Source organism: Bacillus sp. SH7-1 (assembly GCF_008042405.1).
Taxonomy (GTDB): Bacteria; Bacillota; Bacilli; order Bacillales; family Bacillaceae_G; genus Bacillus_A; species Bacillus_A thuringiensis_N.
On the sequence record NZ_QNUD01000035.1, the window covers coordinates 49145 to 73486 of the forward strand.

Below are 24342 nucleotides of genomic sequence, written 5' to 3' on the forward strand. Positions count from 1 at the left end.
AATGTTTCTCAAGTTATTGAAAAGGAAAACTTTGGTATAATCAATTAAAATATTTAATTTTCTGATAATTATTTTTCAATACATAGAAAAGGAGTGTTAATATAAAATTTTGATAATTGTATAAAAATCCTAATTTTGTAATTTTGGAAAAAAGGAGATGCGGGTGTATGGGAGCAGATGTAGTAACGCGGGAGCAAATGAAACATTCTTTAGATGATTGGTATCGTGTAATGTTGCAGCAAAATATAGAGAAGGCCACAGAAATGAAAGAAGAGCTTGATAGTAAGATTAGTGGGCTGGATGTGGATCAGGATGTATTGCTTTATCATGCGTTGTTGAATTTTAGGTATGATGCATTAGTTGATTGGATTGGGGTGAGAGAAGATAGTTTTGATAAAGTGGAATCTTTTGAAATCCCGACAGAAGGTTTTCTAGCTTATTACTATCACTTTTTTAAAGGGTTTCATTGCACATTAATTTCAAATTATAACGAAGCGAAAGAACAGTATGAGCAAGCTGAGAAGTTATTGAAATATATTGCCGATCCGATAGAACATGCGGAGTTTAATTATCGGATGGGGAATTTCTATTATCATTCTTATCAACAAATCAATGCGATTGATTATTTGAAAAAGGCAAAAGAAGATTTTACGAAGCAACCAGGATATGAGATTAATTTGGCTTTATGTGAGAATATATTGGGGTTATGTTGTATAGACTTAAGACAATTTGAATTAGCGGAGGAAAATTTTAATGATGCATTAAATGTTTTCCAACAAGCTAAGCATGAGAAGTATATTTTAATGGTTAGAAATAATTTAGGATGGCTATATGGCAGTCAAGATTTATCTGATTTAGCGATTAGACATTTAAGTGAAGTTACTCAAAAAATGCCTAAAAATTTTAAAGCAATTTTTACTGAAGCGGAAGAAAATTATAAATTAGGTAGGGTAGAAACTGCTAATGAGTTAATAGAATTAGGCTTAAGAATTTGCAACGAATTACAAAATAAAGAATTCCAATATCGATTTATAATTTTAAAAGAGTTGAATATTAAATCCAGTGCAAGTCAATTAGAGAAAGTAACTTTAGAAGGGATTTTATATTTTGAAGAACATTCTCTTTTAGAATGTGTTAAAGAATATATGGAAATATTAGCTTATAAGTTTTATCAGGAAGAAAATTATGAAAAAGCTAGTAAGTACTTTTTTATTAGTAGTCAAGCCCAAAAGAGAATTTTAAAAAAGGGAGCGTTAAAATAAATGAAAAAGACTAGTTTGTTTATTACGGGTGTAGTATTGACATTTTCAATTGGATTGAATTCCTTTGCTGGATCCCAAAATCAATATTTAAATAGAGGAGACACAGGAGGAGCACCAGCAAGACCAGATTATGTTAGCTTTAATAAGGGGGATACTGGTGGAGCATCAGCAAACCCAGACTACTTTAACATTGGTGAAACAGGAGGAGCGCCAGCCAACTTCAATAAAGGAGATGGCGGAGCACCAGCAGATAATAGAGGAGACGGCGGCGGAGTAAGCCAACTATAATAACAAAGAAAGGGACCTCACAACGAGGTCTCTTTCTTTGTTATTAGGCCATGTAGAGAAAAGAATTGACTTACTTTAAATATGTAACTATAATAGTTACAAAATAACCATTAGTAATAGAAATGAGTTATATTTTTTTGGTATAATTGTAACCGTATTAGTTACAATTAAAAAGAGAACATAAAACAACCAAAAAATGTAAAAACTTTAAATAACAACTTGAGAAAGGAGACGGGAATTTTGAAACGGTTTAAGTTTTATATGATTAGCGGTATTGTGCTCGTTTTGTTAATTGTTTGTAACTTCGTTGATAAGCCGATTGCGAAGGTTGGAGAAGTGAAAGATACTGTTATGATGAAGCTGAATACGAAAGAGAGTATGGCACAGATTGACGGACAGACAATTTATTTTAAGCAAATTGGTGAGGGGAAACCACCTTTACTTATGCTGCACGGGTTTGGTGGTTCTTCAGATGGATTTAGTGATATTTATCCGGAACTAGCGCGGGACCATACGATTATTGCGGTTGATATTTTAGGGTTTGGGCGTTCTTCTAAGCCAGTTGATTTTGAGTATTCGTTTCCTGCGCAAGTGAATTTATATTATAAGTTAATGAAGAAGCTCGGATACGATCAGTTTGCGGTGCTCGGTCATTCGATGGGCGGAGAGATGTCTCTAAATTTAGCGTATTTATATCCGGATGCAGTAACGCATCTCGTTTTAGCGGATTCTACAGGAATTGAGTCTTTCCAGCAAAAAGAAAGTTATGAAGTGCCGCCGCTATCAACTGATCTTCAAACAGTAACTGAGATTACGGATTATAATAAAAATGCAGTGAAAAATAGTCGCGACGATAAAGAGCATTATGATCAGCTGACGAAAATGAGAGAGCGCCGCATTGCGATGGAAGCCGATAAAATTAAGGTACCGACTTTAATTATATGGGGACGACACGATAAGAGTGTTTCTTGGAAAAATGGTGAACTGTATCATGGGCTATTTGCGAATAGCACGTTCCATATCATTGAAAAAGGATACCACGCACCATTTCGCCAGGAACCAATTGAGTTTATGGAATATGTACAAGCGTTCTTTGCGAAAAATCCACAATGATAAAATTTTAAGCATAAATCTACTTCTTTCCTCATACAGTGAAACTAATAAGGCTTGTCTAAGGAAAGGAATGAAGTAGAGTGGAAACTTTACCATGGTGGGTGTATCTTGTAATCGTTGGGATCGTATTAAGTGGCTACATGGTTTTATATACTTCAAAAAAAGAGCAAGAGATGGATAATGAGTTTATTGAAAAAGAAGGCGAAGTTTATATGAAGCGCTTAGAAGAAGAGCGAGAGAAACGTAATCAGGATAGTGATAAAGATTCTGTATTGCTTTAATAGAAATTTTGAAATGCTACCACCTAGTAGAACTTTACATATAGGTGGTAGCATTTTTTCTTTTTTGGAAGCATGTATACGGAATTCATCATGAACTTTTATTGATGGTATTTATATATATGTTTCCTCATAAGAATGAAACTAGCGTAGTAATTACTGGGGGGATTAACAATGCATAGGGATGAAACTTCATTACATCCGGATACAGGTGTTACATCTGTAATGTTTGTTGAGCGTTCATTAAATGAAATTCGTTTTTGGTCTAGAATCATGAAGGAGCATTCTCTTTTTCTTCGCTTGGGATTTAGATGCGAGGATACGCAACTAATCGAAGAGGCGAATCAATTTTATCGATTGTTTGAACATATCGAACAAATAGCGCATTCCTATACAAATGAAACAGATCCTGAGCAAATCAAAAGATTTAATGCAGAAGTACAACAAGCCGCAACTAATATTTGGGGATTTAAACGAAAAATTTTAGGATTGATTCTCACATGTAAATTGCCAGGACAAAATAACTTTCCACTGTTAGTTGACCATACAAGTAGGGAAGCTGATTATTTTAGAAAACGTTTAATGGAATTAAATGAAGGGAAATTAGATGCTCTTCCTGATGCTATTATTAAAGAAAATGTTTTCTTTCTAAGGATTATGGCAGACCATGCTAAATTTATTGGTCATCTTCTTGATCCATCGGAAAGAAAGCTTGTAGATACAGCTCGGAATTTTAGCAATGATTTTGATGCATTAATGTATCAAGCAATTGATTTAGAATCAATGAAACCACAATCCCAAACAGTCCCTCTTTTAGATCAATTTTTAGATCAAAATCGTGTGTCGGTTGCATCTCTTCGGGATTTTAAGAAAACAGCACGTGATTTAATTGAGCAATGCAAAATAAAGAGCATCATTCACCCATTATTGGCAGACCACGTTTTCCGTGAAGCTGATAGATTTCTTGAAATCATTGATATGTATGATGTTCATCTTACAAATATTCAATCACAACCTAGATATTAGAAGATAAGGAAAGATACTATTTTGCTTAAGTTGAGAAGTTAACAATTTATTGTTAGCTTCTTTTCTTTGTGATTAAAATTTTCTTTCCGTTTAGTAAATTTTCCTTTAAAAATAAATCCCTTTGACCAAATATATAATTCTTTGTAAAATGATATATGGAAAGATTATGAATATACAGGAAATATCTAGGGGAGTAGATTCTAATAAATTATTCTTGGGAAATTTCTTAGTTAAGTATGTTAATTTGTTTGCACTAAATTTTACAAATAAAGGGGTAGTAGTAATCATGAAGGCAAAGAAATTAGTAAGTTTAGCATTACCAGTTATGTTATTGAGCGGTTGTATTACAATTGAAACTGATGGTAAGAAAGCTGATGAACCAAAGAAAGAAGAAACGCAAAAAGTAGAGAAAGAGAATAAGGCTTCTGAAAAAGAGAGTAAGTCAACTGATAGCAAGAAAGAGGATAGCTTATCTGTAGCGAAAGGTGAAGGTACAAACAGTAGTTCATCAAGTAGTCAACAAAGTTCTGCTTCAAATAATTCAACTTCTTCTAGTTCTTCAACTGGTAAGGTAACTGGTTCAGATGTTGAAAGGTACAAGGCAGATATCATAAACAGTGCTACTCAAATTGAAGATACAATGAAATTAATTGAAGGAATAGCAGATTCAGACGTAAAATCATACAAACAAAAGAAAAGTGAAGTACAACTGAGTTTAGGTGGAGCAAAGGCAACTGCAACGAAACTGAAGAATCTACAAGCGCCTCCTGAATTACAGGGAGAACAAGCGAAGATAAAGCAATCGATGGAACTGTATGCGGATTGTTTCCAACTTCTCTTTGATGCATTAGACCAAGAAGATGAGAGTAAAATGCATCAATCATTAAGTAAAGCACAAGAAGGTTCAAAACTGTTTGAAGAAGCAGCGAAGAGTATCGGTAGTAAAACCAACTAAGGATAAATGATTTAAAGGGATATGAGGTATGAAAGTGAAGAAACTGATAGCTGCGGCAGTTCCAGTTGCTTTATTATTAAGTGGTTGTGTTATAGTAAAAGATTCGGCAAGTAAAGATGTTCAAAAGGTTCGAGTTTTGGATGAAGATTATACAAAATAAATATTTATTAGATATTGAACAGGATATATTAAGACGCTGTGATTAGGATGATGGAAACACATTACAAATTTATCATATGGACGATAACGTTCGTATTCGGTATGCAAAACAATAAATAATCGGCAAAAAACTCTGTAATAAATTTTACAGGTTTTTTTGTTCGTTCTAATTTCATTTCTTCATCATCTTCCTTGGCGCTATCCATACTAGTATAAGTTGAGAAATGAATAAAATGATTTTCTTTCTGGAGAATGATAAGAAGGGAAATCAGGATAGTGATAAGGATTCGGTTTTATTATAATTATGGGAGCGTGGATAACATGTCGTTATCCACTTTTTTATTTTCTGAAATATATCAACGATTTTTCAAATATATCGAACACAACTTGAAATATATCAACGATTTTTTCAATTTATCGACGATTCGACATGAGATATCGACTTACCGACAAGAAACGACAATGTTAAGAAGCACGATTATTGTTCGGGAAATTATTATAGAAGAAAAATATATGGAATTGACACAATACATAGCGCAATTACAACCTGTAACGCACAAGTTGCACAGGCTATGCAATGACAACTCGCTTTACTCTTCATCATGTATTTGTCCATACTAGGCGTAGAGAGGTGATAAACACAGTATGATTTTTAGTGAACGCTTAAAACAAGAACGAGAGAAACGAAATTGGTCGCAAAGTGATTTGGCTGAAAAAATTCATGTAAGTAGGCAATCTGTTTCGAAATGGGAGACGGGAAAGAACTATCCGAGCATTGAAATTATTATTCATTTAAGTGATCTGTTCGGTATTACGATTGATGAATTACTAAGGAGTGATGAAGAGTTGACGCAGAAAGTTATTGAAGATAGTAAGCAATTGGCGCATCCAAAATGGAAGGTGTTTTTTGATAGTCTCTTTATGATGGGAGTATTTGTGTTTGTTACAAAAATCGTTGTATGGATGTTAAATAAGTTTGCCGGAGCGAGCATTACAATTATAGCGGATGCACCGTATGTAATGAATTTTTTACCGCTCTTATTAATGGTTATAGGTGGTATGGGATCTGATAAGTTGAAGAAAATATATAGGTAAGAGAAAGTTTTGAAAGAAATCCCCGACACTAGCTGTTCTTTTCACTTAAATTGTGTACTATAAAGGATAGGATGACATAGAGAAGGGGACATATAGAATGGAATTTCATGAGCAAAAGATTTTGCCGGCAGTGAGGCAAATTAAAGATTTGGAGAAGTTACTACATAGTTCGTATGAATATATCGTTATTTTAGATATTCATGTTGGTCAATTGAAAAGTGTTATATCACTTGCGAAGCAATATTGTAAAAAGGTATTTTTACATGTGGATTTAATTCATGGCTTACAGAGTGATGGGCATGCGACGGAGTATTTATGCCAAGAGTTTAGACCGTACGGATTACTTTCGACAAAGGCGAGCGTGATTATGAAGGCGAAGCAAAAAGGTGTTGTGGCAATTCAGCGTATCTTTTTAATCGATTCTAGCGCAATGGAGAAGAGTTGCAATCTTTTAGAAAAGACGAAGCCAGATTATATAGAGGTGCTTCCAGGGGCAATGACGGACATTATCGCTGAAGTGAAAGAGCGTACTGGTGTACCAATTTTGGCGGGTGGTTTTATTCGTACAGTTGATGATGTGGAGAAAGCGTTAAATGCTGGTGCGACAGCAATTACAACATCAAAACGCGAACTATGGAAACATTACCAAAAAAAGTGACGAAAATGTGAAAAAATTCTGTTGACACCGCTTTCATGAGAGGTTAACATTATAGACAAGTTAATAAACGTGACGGAGAAAAGTAGAGATCCACATTTCATTGTTTCTATATAAACTTATATAGAAGCGTGCAAAGCTGTGGGTCTTTTTCTTTTGACAAAAACGAATGGCCATTCATTTTACCTCTATCACATTTGGAAGCGTTTAAATTGATTGTGGAGGGATACTATGTCAGCATTTTTAGGAGAGTTAGTAGGGACTGCATTGTTAATCTTACTTGGTGGCGGTGTTTGTGCTGGTGTAAGTTTAAAGAAGTCGTTTGCGAAAGATTCTGGTTGGATTGTTATTACGATGGGCTGGGGCTTAGCGGTAGCGGTTGCAGCGTATGCAGTTGGATCAATTAGTGGGGCGCATTTGAATCCGGCTTTAACGATAGGATTAGCATTTAAGGGAGCGTTCCCATGGAGTGACGTACCTGGTTATATCGCAGCACAAATGATTGGGGCAATTATCGGGGCAGTTTTAGTATATTTACATTACTTACCACACTGGAAAGAAACAGAAGATCCAGGAACAAAATTAGGTGTATTTGCAACAGGTCCAGCAATTCCGAACACATTTGCAAACCTTTTAAGTGAAATGATTGGAACATTCGTTTTAGTATTTGGTATATTAGCAATTGGTGCAAATAAATTTGCAGATGGATTAAATCCATTTATCGTAGGTTTCTTAATTGTAAGTATTGGTTTATCATTAGGTGGAACGACAGGATACGCAATCAACCCAGCACGTGATTTAGGTCCGCGTATTGCACACTTCTTCCTTCCGATTGCAGGAAAAGGCGGTTCAAACTGGAAGTATGCATGGATTCCAGTAGTAGGTCCGATTTTAGGTGGATCACTTGCAGGTTTATTCCATCAAGTTGTATTTGAAGGAAAACAAAACGCAGCACTTATTTATGTGATTATTGCAACTGTGATTGTACTAGCAATCTCTTATATGACAAGCAAAAAAAGTGGAAGCAATACAAATAGTAGAAAAGTAGCATAAGGGGGAAACCGATATGAAAAAATATATTCTTTCATTAGACCAAGGAACAACTAGCTCACGCGCAATTCTGTTCAATAAAAAAGGTGAAATTGTTCATTCAGCTCAAAAAGAGTTTACGCAACATTTTCCAAAGCCGGGCTGGGTAGAGCATAACGCGCAAGAAATTTGGGGATCTATTTTAGCAGTTATCGCAACTTGCTTAAGCGAAGCAGATGTAAAACCAGAACAAATCGCTGGTATCGGTATTACGAACCAACGTGAAACAACGGTTGTATGGGATAAAACAACTAGTAAACCAATTTATAACGCAATCGTATGGCAATCTCGCCAAACAGCTGAAATTTGTGATGAGTTAAAAGAAAAAGGTTATGGCGAAATGGTTCGCGAAAAAACAGGTCTTTTAATTGACGCATACTTCTCTGGTACGAAAGTAAAATGGATTTTAGATAACGTTGAAGGTGCAAGAGAGAAAGCAGAAAATGGCGATCTATTATTCGGAACAATTGATTCGTGGCTTGTATGGAAACTATCTGGTGGTAAAGCACACGTAACAGATTACTCAAATGCAGCACGTACGTTAATGTTTAACATCCACGACTTACAGTGGGATGATGAGCTTCTAGATATGTTAACAGTACCAAAGAGCATGCTTCCAGAAGTACGTCCATCATCTGAAGTTTATGGAGAAACAATTGACTATCACTTCTTCGGTCAAAATGTACCGATTGCAGGTGTAGCTGGTGATCAACAAGCAGCATTATTTGGACAAGCTTGTTTCGGTGAAGGTATGGCGAAAAATACTTACGGAACTGGCTGCTTCATGTTAATGAACACTGGTGAAAAAGCAGTAGCTTCTGAACATGGCCTATTAACAACAATTGCATGGGGAATAGATGGTAAAGTAAACTACGCATTAGAAGGAAGTATTTTCGTAGCAGGTTCTGCAATTCAGTGGTTACGTGACGGAATGCGCATGTTTAAAGATGCAAGTGAGAGTGAAGTATATGCTTCTCGCGTTGAATCAACTGAAGGTGTATACGTTGTACCAGCATTCGTTGGACTAGGAACACCTTACTGGGATAGTGAAGTACGCGGCGCTATGTTTGGTGTAACGCGCGGTACGACGAAAGAGCATTTCATTCGTGCAACGCTAGAATCTTTAGCTTATCAAACGAAAGATGTATTATGCGCAATGGAAGCAGATTCAGGTATTGAACTAAAAACATTACGCGTTGATGGCGGAGCGGTTAAAAACAACTTCTTGATGAAGTTCCAAAGTGATATTTTAGATGTTCCTGTAGAGCGTCCAGTGATCAACGAAACGACAGCTTTAGGTGCAGCATACTTAGCTGGTCTTGCGGTTGGATATTGGAAAAACCAAGATGAAATTAAATCACAGTGGCATATGGACAAACGCTTTGAACCAACGATGGAAGCGGAAACAAGCGAAGAGCTATATGCTGGATGGAAAAAAGCAATTGAAGCAACAAAAGCTTTCAAATAATCATAAACAGTGTTATAATGGTGACAAGTTAATAATTCGGTAGGAGATTTGGAGAGACCACAACGCGCTATAGAGGCGAAATCTATAGCGGAGTTTGTGGTCTCTTTTTTCGTTATCAAAGGGAGGAATTACCATGAAATTTTCAAGTAAACAACGTAAAGACGTATTAAACGGAGTAAATAAACAAGAGTTAGATGTGATCGTAATTGGTGGAGGTATTACTGGTTCTGGTATTGCATTAGATGGAGCAACACGCGGGTTATCAACAATTGTGTTTGAAATGCAGGACTTTGCAGCAGGTACATCAAGTCGTTCAACGAAGCTTGTACACGGTGGTCTACGTTATTTAAAACAACTTGAAGTGAAAATGGTAGCAGAGGTGGGGAAAGAGCGTGCGATTGTATATGAGAACGGTCCCCATGTAACAACACCAGAGTGGATGTTACTTCCGTTCCATACAGGCGGTACGTTCGGATCATTTAGTACATCAATTGGTCTTCGTGTATACGACTTCTTAGCAGGTGTAAAACGAAGCGAGCGCAGAAAGATGTTTAACCGTGAAGAAACATTAAACAAAGAGCCTCTTGTGAAAAAAGAAGGATTAAAAGGCGGCGGTTACTACGTAGAATATCGTACAGACGATGCGCGTCTTACAATTGAAGTAATGAAAGAAGCAATTGAGCATGGTGCGAAAGCTGTTAACTACGCAAAAGTAGACAGTTTCTTATATAAAGATGGAAAAGTATGCGGTGTACGTGTAATCGATTTACTAGACGGAGAAGTGTACGAAGTTTACGGTAAGAAAATTGTAAACGCAGCTGGTCCTTGGGTAGATACACTTCGTGAGAAAGATAACTCGAAAAAAGGAAAAGTACTTCAGTTATCAAAAGGTGTTCACTTAGTAATTGACCAAAAACGTTTCCCATTAGGTCAAGCAATTTACTTCGATACACCAGATAAACGTATGGTGTTTGCGATTCCTCGCGGCGGAAAAACTTACGTAGGTACAACAGATACGTTCTATGATAAAGATGCAGCTGTACCACACATGACAACAGAAGATCGCACATACATCATTAATGCGATTAACTACATGTTCCCAAGTGTGAAAATTACAGAAAAAGATATTGAATCAAGCTGGGCTGGTGTGCGTCCGTTAATTTACGAAGAAGGTAAAAACGCATCTGAAATTTCTCGTAAAGATGAAATTTGGACTTCTGAATCTGGTTTAATTACAATCGCTGGTGGTAAATTAACAGGATACCGCAAAATGGCTGAAATGGTAGTAGACTACGTAACGAACTTATTACAAAAAGAAGGCCATAGTGCATATCCGAAGAGTGACACGAAACATATGCCAATCTCTGGTGGACATGTAAGTGGTTCACACGGATTCCCAGCATTCGTTGCGAAAAAAGCAGACGAAGGTACGAAATCTGGTTTAACGAAAGCACAAGCAGAAGAGTTCGCGAAATTCTACGGCTCTAACGTTGACGTACTGTTCGACTTAGCGAAAAAACACAAAGACGAAGCGAAAGAATACAACATGCCGCTTGACGTTCTAATCCCACTTGTATACGCAATGGATTACGAAATGACAGCAAAACCAGTTGACTTCTTCGTACGCCGTAGAGGCGCTGTATTCTTCAATATCCACTGGGTATACGAGTGGAAAGAAGCAGTAATCAACTACATGGCTGCGAAACTAGGCTGGAGTAAAGAAGAGCAAATGAAATACACAGCTGAATTAGAAAAAGCATTAACAGATGCTGTCATTCCTATAGATCAACAAGAACAGGCAGCTGCGTTAGCGTAAAATAGAAAACCACCTGAAGGGGAGCCTTTAGGTGGTTTTTTATCTTGACTAAAAATAATTAGAATGTGTTACAATAATGATAGAGTATGTAGTATGAATTTTGCATAAAATAAAGAAGACAGAAGCCTGAGAAACTTCTGCCTCTGTAACCTAACTTGCTATTGTGGTGGTAGTAGGTGCGGTTATAAGACAATTACATTAACGTTTTAGCCGAGAACCGCCCTTGCCTTTTCCACGAAGCAGGGTGGTTCTCGCTTTTTTGTATACAGAAATTAGCCATGGACCGACGTATCTTCTACCGATGACAACGCCAGCTCCGGTTAGGATACCATACACTAATATAATTACAAACATCGCGATCATATTATCACCTCCCCCCTTTTTTCAAAATGGAAGAGATGATTACCACACCTACTAGTTATAGCTTATTAAGTCACGTATTAATTGTATTATGTTTTAAAATAGGGAACAAGGCATATGGATGAAAATTCCTATCTTTAAGCAGAGCATTAGTGTCAGAGGTCAAGAAGCAAATAAATATTCGTAAAAAACGGTATGGACATCACCATCCGTATTTTTTTATGTATTTATAAAACTTTTCCATACAGTGCGTCGTCTAATATATGGGAAGGAGGAAATGATGTGGATGAATTAACGATAGAAGCGTTTGAAATAGAAGATAAGGAGGACCTTATCGACGAAATAATGAACAAGTATGGACAAGAAGTCCTGCAGCTTGTGTATTCATATGTGAATAATAAAGAGGTTGCGGAGGATGTAACGCAAGATATATTTGTGAAATGTTATAAATCTCTTCATACATATAATGGGAAATCGAATGTGAAAACGTGATTATGGAGAATTGCGATCAATCAATGTAAGGACTATATAAAAAGTTGGTATAACAAAAAAGTTATCGTTACAGAGGATGACTTTACGTATATGGAGAGTCAAAAAGAAAGTGTGGAACAAACAGTTATTCAAAATGCTGAGGATAGTAGGTTGGCTTCTGCAGTAATGAATTTACCGATAAAATATCGAGAAGTCATTTATCTATTTTATTATGAAGAATTATCAATTAAAGAGATTGCTATGGTAATAGACGTAAAGGAAAATACGATAAAAACGAGACTGAAAAAAGCGAAGGAACTTTTGAAGGAAGGATTGGAGGAATAATCAAATGGAAGATCGATTAAAAGGCTTGCGAAAATCAATGGAGAACACAACGTTTAAACATTTGAGTTTTTCTGATCAGCACCGGAAGCGGGTACGGGAAAAAATCAATCAATCGTCCGAAAAGGAAGAAGATATCCTTTTAGCAGTGTTGCAACTTCTTATGAATGAAAAAACAGGTTATGAATTGATGCAGTTACTGCGTGGGAGAGGGATTCAAAAATTCGAAGGTGATGAAGGTTCTTTATACACTTTATTACATCGTCTAGAGCAGAATCGTTTTATCCAATCAAGTTGGGATCATTCTGGAGCGAAATATTATCAATTAAATGATAAAGGAAACAAGATGCTGCGAAAGGCCGAGAAGAATGCTACGAAGGCACGATTTATATTAAAAGGATTAGTACAGGAGTGAAAAAATTGAACAAAAAAGGGGAGCGTTTTTTAAAGGAAGTTACGAACCATATTAAATCAAAAGAAGCGAAGGACTTAGTAGCAACTGAACTGAATTTTCACTTAAAACAGGCGAAGAATATGTGGATAGAAAAAGGGTTAAGTGAGGAAGTTGCTGAAGATAAGGCTGTTGAGCAAATGGGAAGTCCGATTAAATTGGGACAAGAACTTAACAAACTACATAAGCCAAAGGTTGATTGGTTTTTAATTGGTTTATTAGTGGCTGCGATGGGATTAGGATTTTTGCCGGTTATAACTTTTGGACATGCTGACTTATTAATGAACAAGGTGATATTTGTTATTCTCGGTGTTGTAACAGCTATTGGGATGATGCTACTTGATTACCGGAAATTAGAGAGATTAGGGTGGCTGTTTTATACAATTGGTATACTTATCTTGTTAATGATAAAGTATGTTCCTACTGCTTTTTTGATTGGAGAGCCATTAATAAAAATTGGTTTCATCACAATTGACTGTCTAATGACGATACCATTCTTCTTTCTAGCTTGGGCTTCTTTTTTCAATAATAGTAGGTTAAAGTTTATGCATCTTCTCATGTTATACGTATTTTCTTTATATCTATTTTCAAATACATCAAGCCTGGTGCCAATTTTTATTTATATTACGATGGTATTCGTTATGCTTTGGTGGAGTAAGTTAGGAAAGAAAACGGCATGGCTCATTACAATATTACCGATTCTCCCCTTTATTATTAGGGATTTATTTTCTTGGTCTGCTGTAAAAGAATACCGTATGGCCAGAATTTTAGGAATGTTAAACCCAGAGCATGATCAATGGTATTTACGTTTAAAAGAGGCGATGTCATCAGCAGGTTGGTTTGGTACATATGGAAATATAAAGTCTATTCCTGCTGCCCATACTGATTTTGTATTCGCTAGTTTGACTTACTATTATGGATATGTGCTTGCGCTAGTTCTTGTCTTGATTCTTTCTCTTTTTGCAGTAAGAATAATGAACATAGCTTATAAAATAAATGATGGTTATGGTAAATTGCTTCTCGTTGGTGGAGTGACTCTTTTTACAATCCATTTCATTTGTAACGTTGGTATGATCCTCGGGATATTACCACGTGTTTCTATATCATTACCTTTTATTAGCTATGGATTGATACCAACTCTGTTTCATGCATTTATAATGGGAATTGTGCTGAGCGTATATCGACGTAAAGATATGTCGTCTAGAAGGGAAGAAACACCTTGATAATTATCAAGGTGTTTTTTGTAATATACAAAAAGAATTCACTATTATAACCAACTACGGCATACTAAAAGAACAACAAAAGTTACAGGGAGGACAAATAAATTGAGTAACCTCACTCGTTTACGTACACAAATTTTAATAACGAACACGTTCATGGAACTATTAAAAGAAAAACCATTCTCAGCCATTACAATTAATCATATTTGCGAAAAAGCAATGATACATAGAAGTACATTTTATCGTTATTACGTTGATAAATATGAGCTCTTTAGTGCCACGATAAATGCTGTCGCCATAGAACTATTTGAACAAACGAAGCAAGGGTTGAATTTGGAACGTACATTTTTTGAAGAAGTAATTGACTACATAGATGCGAATCGTGCTTTGTTTTTTAACGTTACGAGTAAAAATAATAGCCGTGAATTATATGATAAGTTGATTCAACTTGGCGGGGAGGCCTTATATGAAAATGCAACGCAATATAACGACCCTCTTTCAAGACAAATCCAAAATTCAGATTATCCAAATGTGTTATGTGATTTTTACTGTAGTGGATTTTTTGAGATTATAAAGAAATGGATTAATAATGAATATCCGTATTCAAAAGAAGAACTCATCCATATCGTTAATAATTTTCTCATAAATGAACCAAAATAAGACATATGTCTCATTTTGAGACGTCTATTCATTTTTATTCATCGTTTTCCTCTAAAGCCTATGATAAATTATTGAGCATAGCAAAGGAGGAAAGAAAAATATGAATAAGGTTTTTGATACAATTGGACATTTTATCATCAAGTACGCAAAGATGAATATTGCACTTATATTATGTTTAACAATATTTTTCGTATTTGGTATAACGAAAATTGAGATGAGGATGGGGAATGATGTATTTCTAAGTAATACATCTGATGTTTATAAGGATACAGAAACGTATCAAAAACATTTTGGTGGGGATGGTATATACGTATTGCTTAGTGGAGAGAGTGATACATTGCTTTCACAAGAAACAAATAAAGCAATTGTAGAATTCACTAAAAAAGCAGAAGGTATTAAAGATATTACCGGATCAACACATTATGTTGGCTTGTTAAATGAAATGTTATCCGCTCCTGCTCCTTCTTTTTCAGCATTTGATACAGGGGAAACAAATCCGAAATTAGAAACAGCTTTGAAAAACTCCATTCCGAGTGAAAAAATGAACGGAATTAATAATAACGTAAAAAGTAGCTTAACGAATGAGCAACGTGAAAAAATGGGAGTATTTATGCAGCAACAACTTGCACCTGAACAAATGCAAGAAATACAAAAGCAATTGATTGCACTTGGCCATACTCCTACAGTTGATGAACAAGAGAAAATAACACAATCTGTTTTAACGGAAAAGCAAAATGATGAAGTTGCAAAGTATATGCAAAGCATTTTAACAGAGCAACAAAAAGATAATATGCAACGAGCTATTTTGAAAGCTCTGCCGAATGTTCAACATATGAACAATGATTTACTTCATGAAATCGTATTTTCTAATAAAGGGAAAGTACCAGACCAATTGAAACAACTCATTCCTGGGAATGGAAAACATGTCGTGATTCAGCTTCATACATCGAATAATACAGAAATGACGACTTATGTACGTATTAATAAAGAGTTAAACGAGCTTATTAAAAATACGAACTTCAGTCAAGGTGTAACAGTAAAGGTAGCTGGAATGCCTGCTATTTTAGGAGATATTCAAGAAGAGGTTATAACAACTTTAGGGATCATGCTAGGTTTAGCGGTTCTATTAATGATTGTTGTACTATTCTTCGTGTTCCCTGTAAGGCGTCGCGTTATTTCATTAGCCTTTGTGTTAATCGGGTTAATATGGACATTTGGTTTCATGGGGTGGGCCGGAATTCCGATTACACTCGCAACTATGGCAACATTACCAATCATTATAGGGATCGGCACCGATTTTGGTGTTCAATTCCATAATAGATATGAAGAGGAATATAAAACGAGTGGATGTAATGCGAAACTTGCAACATTACATGCCGTTCGTCATATTGGACCTGGCGTAGGGATTGCAGTTGTCATTATGAGTTTAAGCTTTCTGACGATGTATGTATCGAAAGCGCCGATGATGCAACAATTTGGATTAACTTTAGCGATAGGTGTTATATTCTGTTACGTTGTTGAACTATTATTGATGTTCTCAACATTCTACTTATTAGATCGCAAAAAAGAAGTACCTACATTAAAAAGTGATGCAGATAAAAACACAATGTTATCACGTTTCTTAAATCAATATGCGAATCTAGCTATGAAACTCGCAATTCCTATTTTAATCGTTTCAGTTATTTTATCTGGTCTTGGATTTATAGCAGAAAAGTCTATACCAACTGAAACGGACTTAACAAAAATGATTCCGCAAAATATGGAGACATTAAAAAATACGAAACAATTACAAAAGATAGTTGGCTCTACAACATATATTACGTATTTAGTAGAAGCAGAGGACGTCACGGAACCGAAAGTAATGTCTTGGATGCATAATGAAAGTGAAAAGATTGAAAACAAATATAAAGATGTGGGTGATGTTATATCACTGCCTAAAGCTATTTTGCAAATCAACGGGAAAAGCGCGTTGCCAGAATCTACTGCACAAGTAGCAAATGAGCTTGAAAACGTGCCAAATTCTCTGAAAGAAACCGTTATAAGTAAAAACAAAAAATACGCAACAGTTCAGTTCCAAGTGAATCCAGATCTTTCTTCTGCTGAGCAATTGAAATTGATGCATAACATATCAAAGGGCATGAAGCCGATCGATGGTGTGAAAATAAAGCCAGCGGGTGCGCAAGTTATGATGCTTTATGGTATTGATAACATCGGTGCAAATAGTGAACTCATGATTGGTGCGGGGCTACTTATTATTTTCCTATCTTTATTCCTTGTGTATCGCCGTGTAAAACATGCATTATATCCATTAATACCAATTGTTTTAGTATTAGGATTCTCGCCAGGTGCTTTAAAACTACTCGATATTTCATATAATCCGCTAACAACAGCGCTAAGCTGCCTTGTCCTTGGAATTGGAACAGAGTTTACGATTCTCATTATGGAAAGATATCGTGAAGAAGAGGCGAAGGGACTGTCTCCCAAAGAAGCAATTCGCGTCTCTCTTTCAAAAGTGGGGCAAGCCATTACCGCTTCCGGATTAACTGTAATTGTTGGGTTTTCAACGTTAATTTTTGTTAACTTCCCAGTCTTACGTGAATTTGGTATTACAACTGTTATTGATACGACACTTTCTTTATTCTGCGCTTTAACCATATTACCAGTCTTAATTGTGTTGTTTCAAAAACGTAAATAGATAGTAGGAAGAGGGTTATGATAAATAGCCCTCTTTTAATGTTTAAATAAGTGAACTCGCTTTAATAGAAGTACATAATTCAGAACGAGAAATGGATTCAGCTAGCTGCTGTAAATAAGCATATTCTTCCACATCTTTTTCAGAAGTGTTAGGATCCAATAAAAGTGAAGAAAGAAGTACATCAATCGTAAGTATGTCTGCATCATGAGAGACGATGTTATAACCTGCAAATACTGGGCGTTTTAAGTCTTTTACTTTTTGAATCATCTTATGGAATTTCGTAACGCTTATGTTAATTTTAGCTAATGGAAAACATTCTTCAGTCGGGTTATCGATGGTCTTTCTAATTCTATAATCGTATACGTAATAGTACTTTTCTTGCTGCTCAAGTGTTTGCAACTCCTTCGTTAATAAGTAGTATTTGTCTGTAATTCCAGTTGTGAGTGTATCGTGTTCTTCGCCAGCTAATAATGTGAAAGGTCTTGGTGAGGAGATTGAAATAGCGCGGACGTTTAGGTTAGTAAAAGTTTGATTAGATTGTAAAATGGTATGTAATTTTTCGGCAGGAAATTCACCGTCATAAATAGCAATGAAATAATGATTCATGTTTCCACTCCTTGTTTTTTTCTAAAATGATATATTCTACTTTAAAGGTATAAATCCTGCAAAAAAAAGAAACACCTTGATTGTTATCAAGGTGTAATAAGCTCAAAACTCTCCGAATCAGCCCCAAGTACAAAAGGACTAACTTCGCCAACGCTATAAAGTTGTAATTCATGCATTGCGCGTGTACAAGCAGTATAGAACAATCTACGAACGCTCTCATCACTGTACACATCTTTAGAAGCATCGTAAATAATAACGGCATCAAATTCGATACCTTTTGCTAAGTAAGCAGGAATCACGACGATGCCTTGCTCATACTCGGCTGAGTTACTCTTCACGAGTTTAATATTCTCGATATGATTAAGTGCTTCGTAAGCGGCGGCACTTTCAGCTGCAGATTTACATATTATTGCGATCGTATTGTGCTGCTCTGTTTGTAGTTCAGCAACTTTGGCAGTAATATGTTCGTGCAGTTCGCTGTCATTTGATACTTTCGTCACTGTAGGTTTCTCGCCGTCACGTTCGAAGGCGTGAATGTTCTTTCCTTCCGGTACGAGAGCACGTGTAAATTCAATAATTGGTTTTGTTGAGCGATAACTACGAGTTAAATTGATGCCGCTTGTTTCATCTGGTCCGTATAAGCTAGTAAGTGTATTGAAATTCACTGTTTCACTCGCATGTGCAAATATCGCTTGGTTAAAGTCTCCGAGTACCGTCATTTTTGCGGCAGGGAAGAGACGTTTTAAAAACTCGAATTGAAACGGAGAATAATCTTGCGCTTCGTCTACGAGTACGTGTTTAATCGATCTATTCGTTTGGAAACCTTCAATTAATTCTTTTAAAAGTAAAAATGGAGTCGCATCTTCGTAATATAGTTTTCCTTCATCTAACATGTTTATTGTTAATGAGCAAATGTCATCCCATTCCTTCGGTTTTTCTCCAGTAACCCATGATGCATCTGTGAAGAGTTGTTTATATATGCCTGTGAAATTGATAAAGCGCAATGTTTGAACACCTTTACGAAGTGGCTTCAATTTTTTACGGACAATCATACGTCCAAGTACTTTCGTTTCTTTCTCAAAATCATGAAAGGAGTTGTCGTCAAACTCGCCCTTTTTCTGCAAGTATTTATAAGCCTTTTGATATTCATCTTTACTAAGTAGTTCAATTTCTTCTTCTACCCAAGGCTTTTTCAGTTCTGCTTTTTCAAGTGCATCTATTTGCTTATTTAGCCAATCCGTTAACTTCTCAATTCGGCTATGGAAGCGGAGGGAGGAGTCAGTATTATAAAATTGCTCTGTAATTTCTTTCGCGGAGACAATTAGCTTTCCTCTAAATTTCATTCCCCTAAATAGCATGCCTGATGATTCAAGAGATTGTCTGTACGCTCTAATCATCTCGAAAAATTGAGTGGATGCTTTAAATCGGATGCTCGCATTTCTCGTTTTATAGATAGGATTATTCGTTTCAGTTAGCATGTATTCTAATTGCTCATAAGGATCTTCAACGTCAAATGACTTACTTAGTCTATGATTTAAATATTCTTGGAATGTCACTTGCTGCATATTTTCTTCACCGAGTTCAGGTAGTACGTTAGAAACGTAGCTATTGAACATAGAGTTAGGGGAGAAGAGAATGATTTGATCCGCTTTTAACCATTCGCGATATTTATATAGTAAGTAGGCGATTCGTTGCAAGGCAGCTGACGTTTTACCACTACCAGCAGCTCCTTGCACGATAAGGAGTCGGCCTTCATCGTGACGAATAATTTCATTTTGCTCGCGCTGAATCGTAGCAACGATACTTTGCATATGTTTGTTTGTGCCTTTTCCGAGCGCTTGTTGCAGAATTTCATCGCCAATTGTAAGACTCGTATCGAACATAGAATCAATCTCGCCATTTTGAATAATGTATTGTAATTTTTTCTCCACATTACCGTGAATTACGCCTCCTGGTGTACTGTATTCAGCTGGTCCTGGTGGATAATCGTAGTAGACACTCGAAATGGGTGCGCGCCAGTCATATATAAGAAAGTTTTCTCCGCTTGCATCAGTAAGTGTAGCAACGCCGATATAAATTTGCTCTGCAGCAGATTCTCCTTCTTCTTTGAAATCAATTCGTCCAAAATAAGGTGCTTTATGCATGCGTCTTAATGCGGCAAGTCGATTAAAGGTGTGCTTATGAGTAATTTGTGTGACAGCTAGTGACTGAGCTTGTTGTCTTAAGTTGATAACTGTTTCAAGATAATCATCAAAAGTATCAGTATTCACTTTCACGTCATCCCAGAAATGTTTACGAATATTGATTACTTCTGCTCGGCGTCTGCCAGTTTCGTTTTCCAGTTTATCAATTTGCTGCGTAATCGTTTCGATTACGGTATCCAATCTTTTTTGCTCTAGATCAAGTTTTTTGTTCATACGGTAAGCACTCCTTTAAAAGTGAAAAATAGAGGTTGACTGAAGATGTGTTTTGGTGTACAATTAAGATACGGATAAATACGTTCCTTGTAATTTATAAAACGTGTTTCTGTACTAATTTAACATAGTTTTTGAATTTAATCAATGATAATAAGATAAACCTTGGTTCCGTGTGGCGTGGACCAAGGTTTTTTTGTGTTTTTCTTTAAGGAAGAATTGCAATTTTATTGAGGAAAATGTAAGTAAAGCAAAGAAGGGGACACTGATGCAAAAATATTTTGAGGAAGCACATCGTTTTTGTTCTCGTAATAGAAAGCACTTAGAAAAGGATGTTATATGTGGTTGTTTCTATTGTTTAGAAATTTTCCATCCAGAAAAAATTACAGAGTGGTGGGATGATGATAACACAGCAGTTTGTCCGTATTGCGGGATTGACTCTATTATAGGAGAAAGTTCTGGATTTAAAATTACAGAAATGTTTTTAAGTAAAATGCATAAAAGATGGTTTTAGTTAAACGAATGAAAAAATAAACTTTCGTTAACGAAGAGGATACATAAAAAAGCTCGGGCCTAAGCCCGAGCTTTTTATTTCATTATTTCTTTTCTTCTTTTTTAGCGTCAGTTTTTTTCTCTTCGAAAAGATCTTTTAAATCTTTATCGTCAACTTTTACGTCAGCAGCTTTGATTTCTTTCATCATAAGATCGTTCATAAATTGTGCATCTTGTGCTTTCTTTTGAACTAGATCTTTTTTGATGTCGCCTTTAACTTCATCAAATGGTTTTTGTTCTTTAATGTCTGTTACTTTAATGATGTGGTAACCGAATTGTGATTTTACAGGCTCGCTTACTTCATCTTTTTTCAGTTTATAAGCAGCATCCTCGAATTCTTTAACCATTTTACCAGAAGTAAAGTAGCCAAGGTCTCCGCCTTTTTCTTTTGAACCAGTATCTTCAGAGTATTGTTTCGCTAACTCTTCGAAAGATTTACCTTGTCCAAGTTCTTCTTTCACCTTTTTCGCAGTTGCTTCATCTTTTACAAGAATGTGGCTTGCTTTAATTTCAGGCTTGTAGTTTTCTTTTAATTCTTTATCAGTGATTGTTTTCTCGATAGCTTTTTCTTGAGCTAATTGAGCACGCACACCAGTTTTTAACGTTTCTTCTTTAATACCTTGTTGTTTTAATAGTGTATCGAATTGATCACCGTATTGTTTTTTCATTTCATCGTACTTTTTGTCTACTTCTTTGTCTTCAACTTTGTAGTTTTTAATAAGTACTTTTTCCATAACCATGTTGTTTAGTACTTGTTTACCAGCTTGTGTTTTCATTTGATTGTAGAACTCGTCTTTTGTAATGTCACCAGCTTTAGATGTAACGATTTTGTCTGATGATGATGTTCCACAAGCTGATAGTGCGATTACACTTGTTGCGGCTAAGGCAAGCATAGCTTTCTTCATTCGATAAACACTCCTACTATTATGTATTTTTAATTTATCCTATACCAATGAATTTTAGTTCATCAGAGCCCGATTAAGTCTCACTGATACTTTTGCTTTTTATATTGGTAAAGCGCGCTTAACAGGGCTTACCGAGGCTTTAGGATAAAGTTAAGATGCGTGTCATTTGTTTCATAGTATAAGCAATATGTACAGAATTTAATATATCATATTTCGACTCGATTTCATATTGATAAAGAAAAATTAACCATATCGTGTCAGATTTTGAAGGTGTGCCATATTGGGCGTATGCCGCATATACAGAATAGAGGAGGGGATGGGGATGAATTCTCAACTTATTTTATTACTTGTACTGTTTATTTTATTGGTTATAGTAGGTATAATTTGCTTATAGAGGAAAAAAGTGAGGAAGGGGCTTTCCTTCCTCACTTTCCATGAAATATAATTTCTATATAACTAGAAATTAATAAAATTGTTATACATACATTAATAACCCGAAAGACACCGGGTTGGCGGCTCGCAGCTATTTGTTTTCGTTCACACAGTGTATGTGTCATGAAATTCGTGTAAAATATAACAAGAAGTGCGAATGCGACAAAAACAACTGTTATAAGTGTCATGAGGCGAGACCTCCTTTTGGCTAAAATACATATACTTTATATATTGTATCATACGATATTTTGTTCGTGTTATAAAATTCAGAAATAGAAGACTTTGTGTTAGAAAGTGGGGAGAAAATGGACGTTGTTAGAAGATTAGAACAAGCTGAATACTACGTAGACCTACTATTTAAAATGATTGATGAAGAAAAGTGTCCATTTTATTCTTTAATCATAAAGAAAAAAGCTCGTAAAAAAGATATTGAACGTATACTAAATCTTTGTGAAATACTGAACGAGCAATATGTAGTGGAGAAAGCAGAGGGGCTTCTTTTGTTCGATGCGCTGTTAGATCAATTTGAAAAAGCGCTTCCACATCAGCTCGAAGTACACGAAACTGCGGAAGCGCTAGCAAAACAAGGTTTATTTAAGCCGCTTATGAATGAATTCTTAAGCATGATTGCGAAAAAATAAATAGATTACTTCTTAACTAACTTCTGATCGGATTCTGTAAAGTTCTCTTCAATATCTTCTAATGATTTCTCAAAAATATCGATGAAGTCTTGTCCGTAAATATTACGCAAGATAGCAATCAGTTCGATATTTTCTGGGAACTTCCCATAAAAATTACGAAGTGCAAGAGCCCCATTAAACACTGAATTATTTTCAGGATCATACTCCTCCATTAAGCGAAGTAGTAATTCTTCCCCTTTGTCTGTAATTTCAATGTACGTATTTCGTTTATCATCTTCTTTTTTCGAGAATACAAGATAGCCGCGTTCCTCAAGCTTTTTCGAGAAGTTGAACGCTGTTGATACGTGCATAACTCCAAACTTAGCAATCTCAGAAATAGAAGCCCCTTTTAAATGATAAGCGATTGTTAAAATATGATGCTCATTGATGTTTAAATCGTAAGGCTTAATCCACATTTGCCAATCTTTCTCTACACATTTCCATAACGCTTTCGATAATTGAGCAATGCGTTGGCTGAAAATCATCGCTTCTTTTACCGAGTAATCTTTTTCTCCACTTTTCATATACTCACCCACTTTAACATTCTTTTTCATTACTATCTATTATGCCAGTAAAATAAAAATTAATAAAGTCTTTTTGTGAGAATTGTGAAAATTTTTTGGAAAAATGACATTCTATACAAATCATGCATAACTATGGAAGCGGTTTATGAGTCGTGAATACATGTGTTGTCCATACATGTTAAGTGATAACATATATTGTAAATGCATAAAAACACGGCATATCTATGTGATATGCCGTGTTAAGGTCAATTTATATAAAAATTATTTGTTATATGCAAAAAACTAAGCAGGAATTTGTTTACGCTTTTTCCGGAACAGCTTCTTGTAGTTTCTCAATTGATTTTTGAATGTCCAAAATCTCTTGCTCAATATGTCGTTTGTTTTGAGAAATATCTTGCTTCCAGTTAGAAAGCGTATCGTGCATATCGTCTTTTAATTCTTGAAACACTTCTTTACCTTCTGAAGCAGTTTCAACGATTTGACGTTTTAATAATTTTGTATCAGCTGTAATATCAGCTAATGTCTTTTTAATATCATTTCCTTTTTCTTTTAACTTGCCGCGCATGTCTTTGCCAGAAGAAGGAGTAGAGAAAAGAACAGCTAATCCAGCAACTGCTCCGCCGCAAATGACACCTGTAATAAAGGATTTAGCTTTTGACATAAAAGGAGACCTCCTTATTTTTTGTTCGTATTCATGATGTGAAAAAATATGCATATCTTTAAGACAAGGGAAAGAAAAGTGTACTGTACACATTCCCCGGCATCTTGAATGGAGAAACAAGCCTTGCAATATTTAATCACTTTAGGAAAGTGGCTTGTTATGTAT

Annotated in this window: 23 protein-coding genes and 2 pseudogenes; 19 read left to right on the top strand and 6 right to left on the bottom strand. The window is 35.7% G+C overall.

Features of this window, described 5'->3' with window-relative positions; all coding sequences use genetic code 11:
* The first annotated feature begins 167 nt into the window (after positions 1–167).
* The 17 genes and pseudogenes from DN390_RS23925 to DN390_RS24005 all read left to right on the top strand — a co-directional run bounded on the left by DN390_RS23925 (position 168) and on the right by DN390_RS24005 (position 17403).
* Complete coding sequence (locus DN390_RS23925; protein ID WP_147808676.1) at positions 168–1262, top strand: response regulator aspartate phosphatase; 1095 nt, start codon at positions 168–170, stop codon at positions 1260–1262.
* On the top strand, positions 1263–1550 hold the full coding sequence (locus DN390_RS23930) for a hypothetical protein (protein WP_147808677.1): 288 nt from the start codon (positions 1263–1265) through the stop codon (positions 1548–1550).
* A gap of 240 nt (positions 1551–1790) precedes the next feature.
* The gene (locus tag DN390_RS23935) at positions 1791–2663 is read left to right on the top strand and encodes an alpha/beta fold hydrolase (RefSeq protein WP_147808678.1); all 873 of its coding nucleotides are present in this window, start codon (positions 1791–1793) and stop codon (positions 2661–2663) included.
* Between the two features lie 80 nt (positions 2664–2743).
* On the top strand, positions 2744–2944 hold the full coding sequence (locus DN390_RS23940) for a sporulation YhaL family protein (protein ID WP_000449229.1): 201 nt from the start codon (positions 2744–2746) through the stop codon (positions 2942–2944).
* A gap of 171 nt (positions 2945–3115) precedes the next feature.
* A complete protein-coding gene (locus tag DN390_RS23945; protein WP_000554487.1) occupies positions 3116–3967 on the top strand; it encodes a DUF2935 domain-containing protein in 852 nt (283 codons plus the stop codon).
* Between the two features lie 286 nt (positions 3968–4253).
* Complete coding sequence (locus DN390_RS23955; protein WP_147808680.1) at positions 4254–4922, top strand: DUF7018 domain-containing (lipo)protein; 669 nt, start codon at positions 4254–4256, stop codon at positions 4920–4922.
* Between the two features lie 28 nt (positions 4923–4950).
* Positions 4951–5125 (top strand): annotated as a pseudogene (locus DN390_RS31385) (DUF3994 domain-containing protein); the annotation flags it as partial.
* 601 nt (positions 5126–5726) lie between these two features.
* Positions 5727–6176: a helix-turn-helix domain-containing protein gene (locus DN390_RS23960; protein ID WP_097845261.1), complete on the top strand. Its 450-nt coding sequence runs from the start codon at positions 5727–5729 to the stop codon at positions 6174–6176.
* Positions 6177–6273: 97 nt separating this feature from the next.
* Entirely contained in the window at positions 6274–6834 is a 561-nt protein-coding gene (glpP, locus tag DN390_RS23965) for a glycerol uptake operon antiterminator GlpP (protein WP_060629825.1), read from the top strand.
* Positions 6835–7062: 228 nt separating this feature from the next.
* Complete coding sequence (glpF, locus tag DN390_RS23970) at positions 7063–7884, top strand: glycerol uptake facilitator protein GlpF (protein WP_088314711.1); 822 nt, start codon at positions 7063–7065, stop codon at positions 7882–7884.
* 13 nt (positions 7885–7897) lie between these two features.
* Positions 7898–9388, top strand: coding sequence for a glycerol kinase GlpK (glpK, locus tag DN390_RS23975; RefSeq protein WP_097949917.1), 1491 nt, complete (start codon positions 7898–7900; stop codon positions 9386–9388).
* Between the two features lie 133 nt (positions 9389–9521).
* Positions 9522–11204 (top strand): aerobic glycerol-3-phosphate dehydrogenase, encoded by a 1683-nt coding sequence (glpD, locus tag DN390_RS23980; protein WP_060629828.1) that lies wholly within the window; start codon positions 9522–9524, stop codon positions 11202–11204.
* Between the two features lie 642 nt (positions 11205–11846).
* Positions 11847–12380 (top strand): annotated as a pseudogene (locus tag DN390_RS23985) (sigma-70 family RNA polymerase sigma factor).
* Positions 12381–12384: 4 nt separating this feature from the next.
* Complete coding sequence (locus DN390_RS23990; protein ID WP_147808681.1) at positions 12385–12792, top strand: PadR family transcriptional regulator; 408 nt, start codon at positions 12385–12387, stop codon at positions 12790–12792.
* Between the two features lie 5 nt (positions 12793–12797).
* On the top strand, positions 12798–14051 hold the full coding sequence (locus tag DN390_RS23995; RefSeq protein WP_147808682.1) for an FtsW/RodA/SpoVE family cell cycle protein: 1254 nt from the start codon (positions 12798–12800) through the stop codon (positions 14049–14051).
* A 102-nt stretch (positions 14052–14153) separates the two neighbouring features.
* The gene (locus DN390_RS24000; protein WP_147808683.1) at positions 14154–14708 is read left to right on the top strand and encodes a TetR/AcrR family transcriptional regulator; all 555 of its coding nucleotides are present in this window, start codon (positions 14154–14156) and stop codon (positions 14706–14708) included.
* Between the two features lie 100 nt (positions 14709–14808).
* Entirely contained in the window at positions 14809–17403 is a 2595-nt protein-coding gene (locus DN390_RS24005) for an efflux RND transporter permease subunit (RefSeq protein WP_147808684.1), read from the top strand.
* Between the two features lie 42 nt (positions 17404–17445).
* Here DN390_RS24005 and DN390_RS24010 read toward each other — a convergent pair whose 3' ends face one another.
* Positions 17446–18009 (bottom strand): hypothetical protein, encoded by a 564-nt coding sequence (locus tag DN390_RS24010; RefSeq protein ID WP_147808685.1) that lies wholly within the window; start codon positions 18007–18009, stop codon positions 17446–17448.
* A gap of 86 nt (positions 18010–18095) precedes the next feature.
* Positions 18096–20426: an RNA polymerase recycling motor HelD gene (gene helD, locus DN390_RS24015; RefSeq protein ID WP_147808686.1), complete on the bottom strand. Its 2331-nt coding sequence runs from the start codon at positions 20424–20426 to the stop codon at positions 18096–18098.
* Between the two features lie 265 nt (positions 20427–20691).
* Here helD and DN390_RS24020 point away from each other — a divergent pair, with 265 nt between their 5' ends.
* Positions 20692–20937, top strand: coding sequence for a cytoplasmic protein (locus tag DN390_RS24020; protein ID WP_098198424.1), 246 nt, complete (start codon positions 20692–20694; stop codon positions 20935–20937).
* An 82-nt stretch (positions 20938–21019) separates the two neighbouring features.
* Here DN390_RS24020 and prsA read toward each other — a convergent pair whose 3' ends face one another.
* Positions 21020–21880, bottom strand: a complete 861-nt coding sequence (gene prsA, locus DN390_RS24025; RefSeq protein WP_060629839.1) for a peptidylprolyl isomerase PrsA — start codon at positions 21878–21880, stop codon at positions 21020–21022.
* 425 nt (positions 21881–22305) lie between these two features.
* Positions 22306–22500, bottom strand: a complete 195-nt coding sequence (locus DN390_RS24030; RefSeq protein ID WP_000172690.1) for a hypothetical protein — start codon at positions 22498–22500, stop codon at positions 22306–22308.
* Positions 22501–22617: 117 nt separating this feature from the next.
* Here DN390_RS24030 and DN390_RS24035 point away from each other — a divergent pair, with 117 nt between their 5' ends.
* A complete protein-coding gene (locus tag DN390_RS24035; protein WP_000383651.1) occupies positions 22618–22953 on the top strand; it encodes a DUF1878 family protein in 336 nt (111 codons plus the stop codon).
* A gap of 5 nt (positions 22954–22958) precedes the next feature.
* On the opposite strand, the gene DN390_RS24040 is transcribed toward DN390_RS24035, so the two are convergent.
* Together DN390_RS24040 and DN390_RS24045 are read right to left on the bottom strand one after the other, a co-directional pair.
* Entirely contained in the window at positions 22959–23516 is a 558-nt protein-coding gene (locus DN390_RS24040) for an HTH-type transcriptional regulator Hpr (RefSeq protein WP_000834918.1), read from the bottom strand.
* A 298-nt stretch (positions 23517–23814) separates the two neighbouring features.
* Positions 23815–24177 (bottom strand): YtxH domain-containing protein, encoded by a 363-nt coding sequence (locus DN390_RS24045; RefSeq protein WP_000030301.1) that lies wholly within the window; start codon positions 24175–24177, stop codon positions 23815–23817.
* Positions 24178–24342 lie beyond the last annotated feature (165 nt).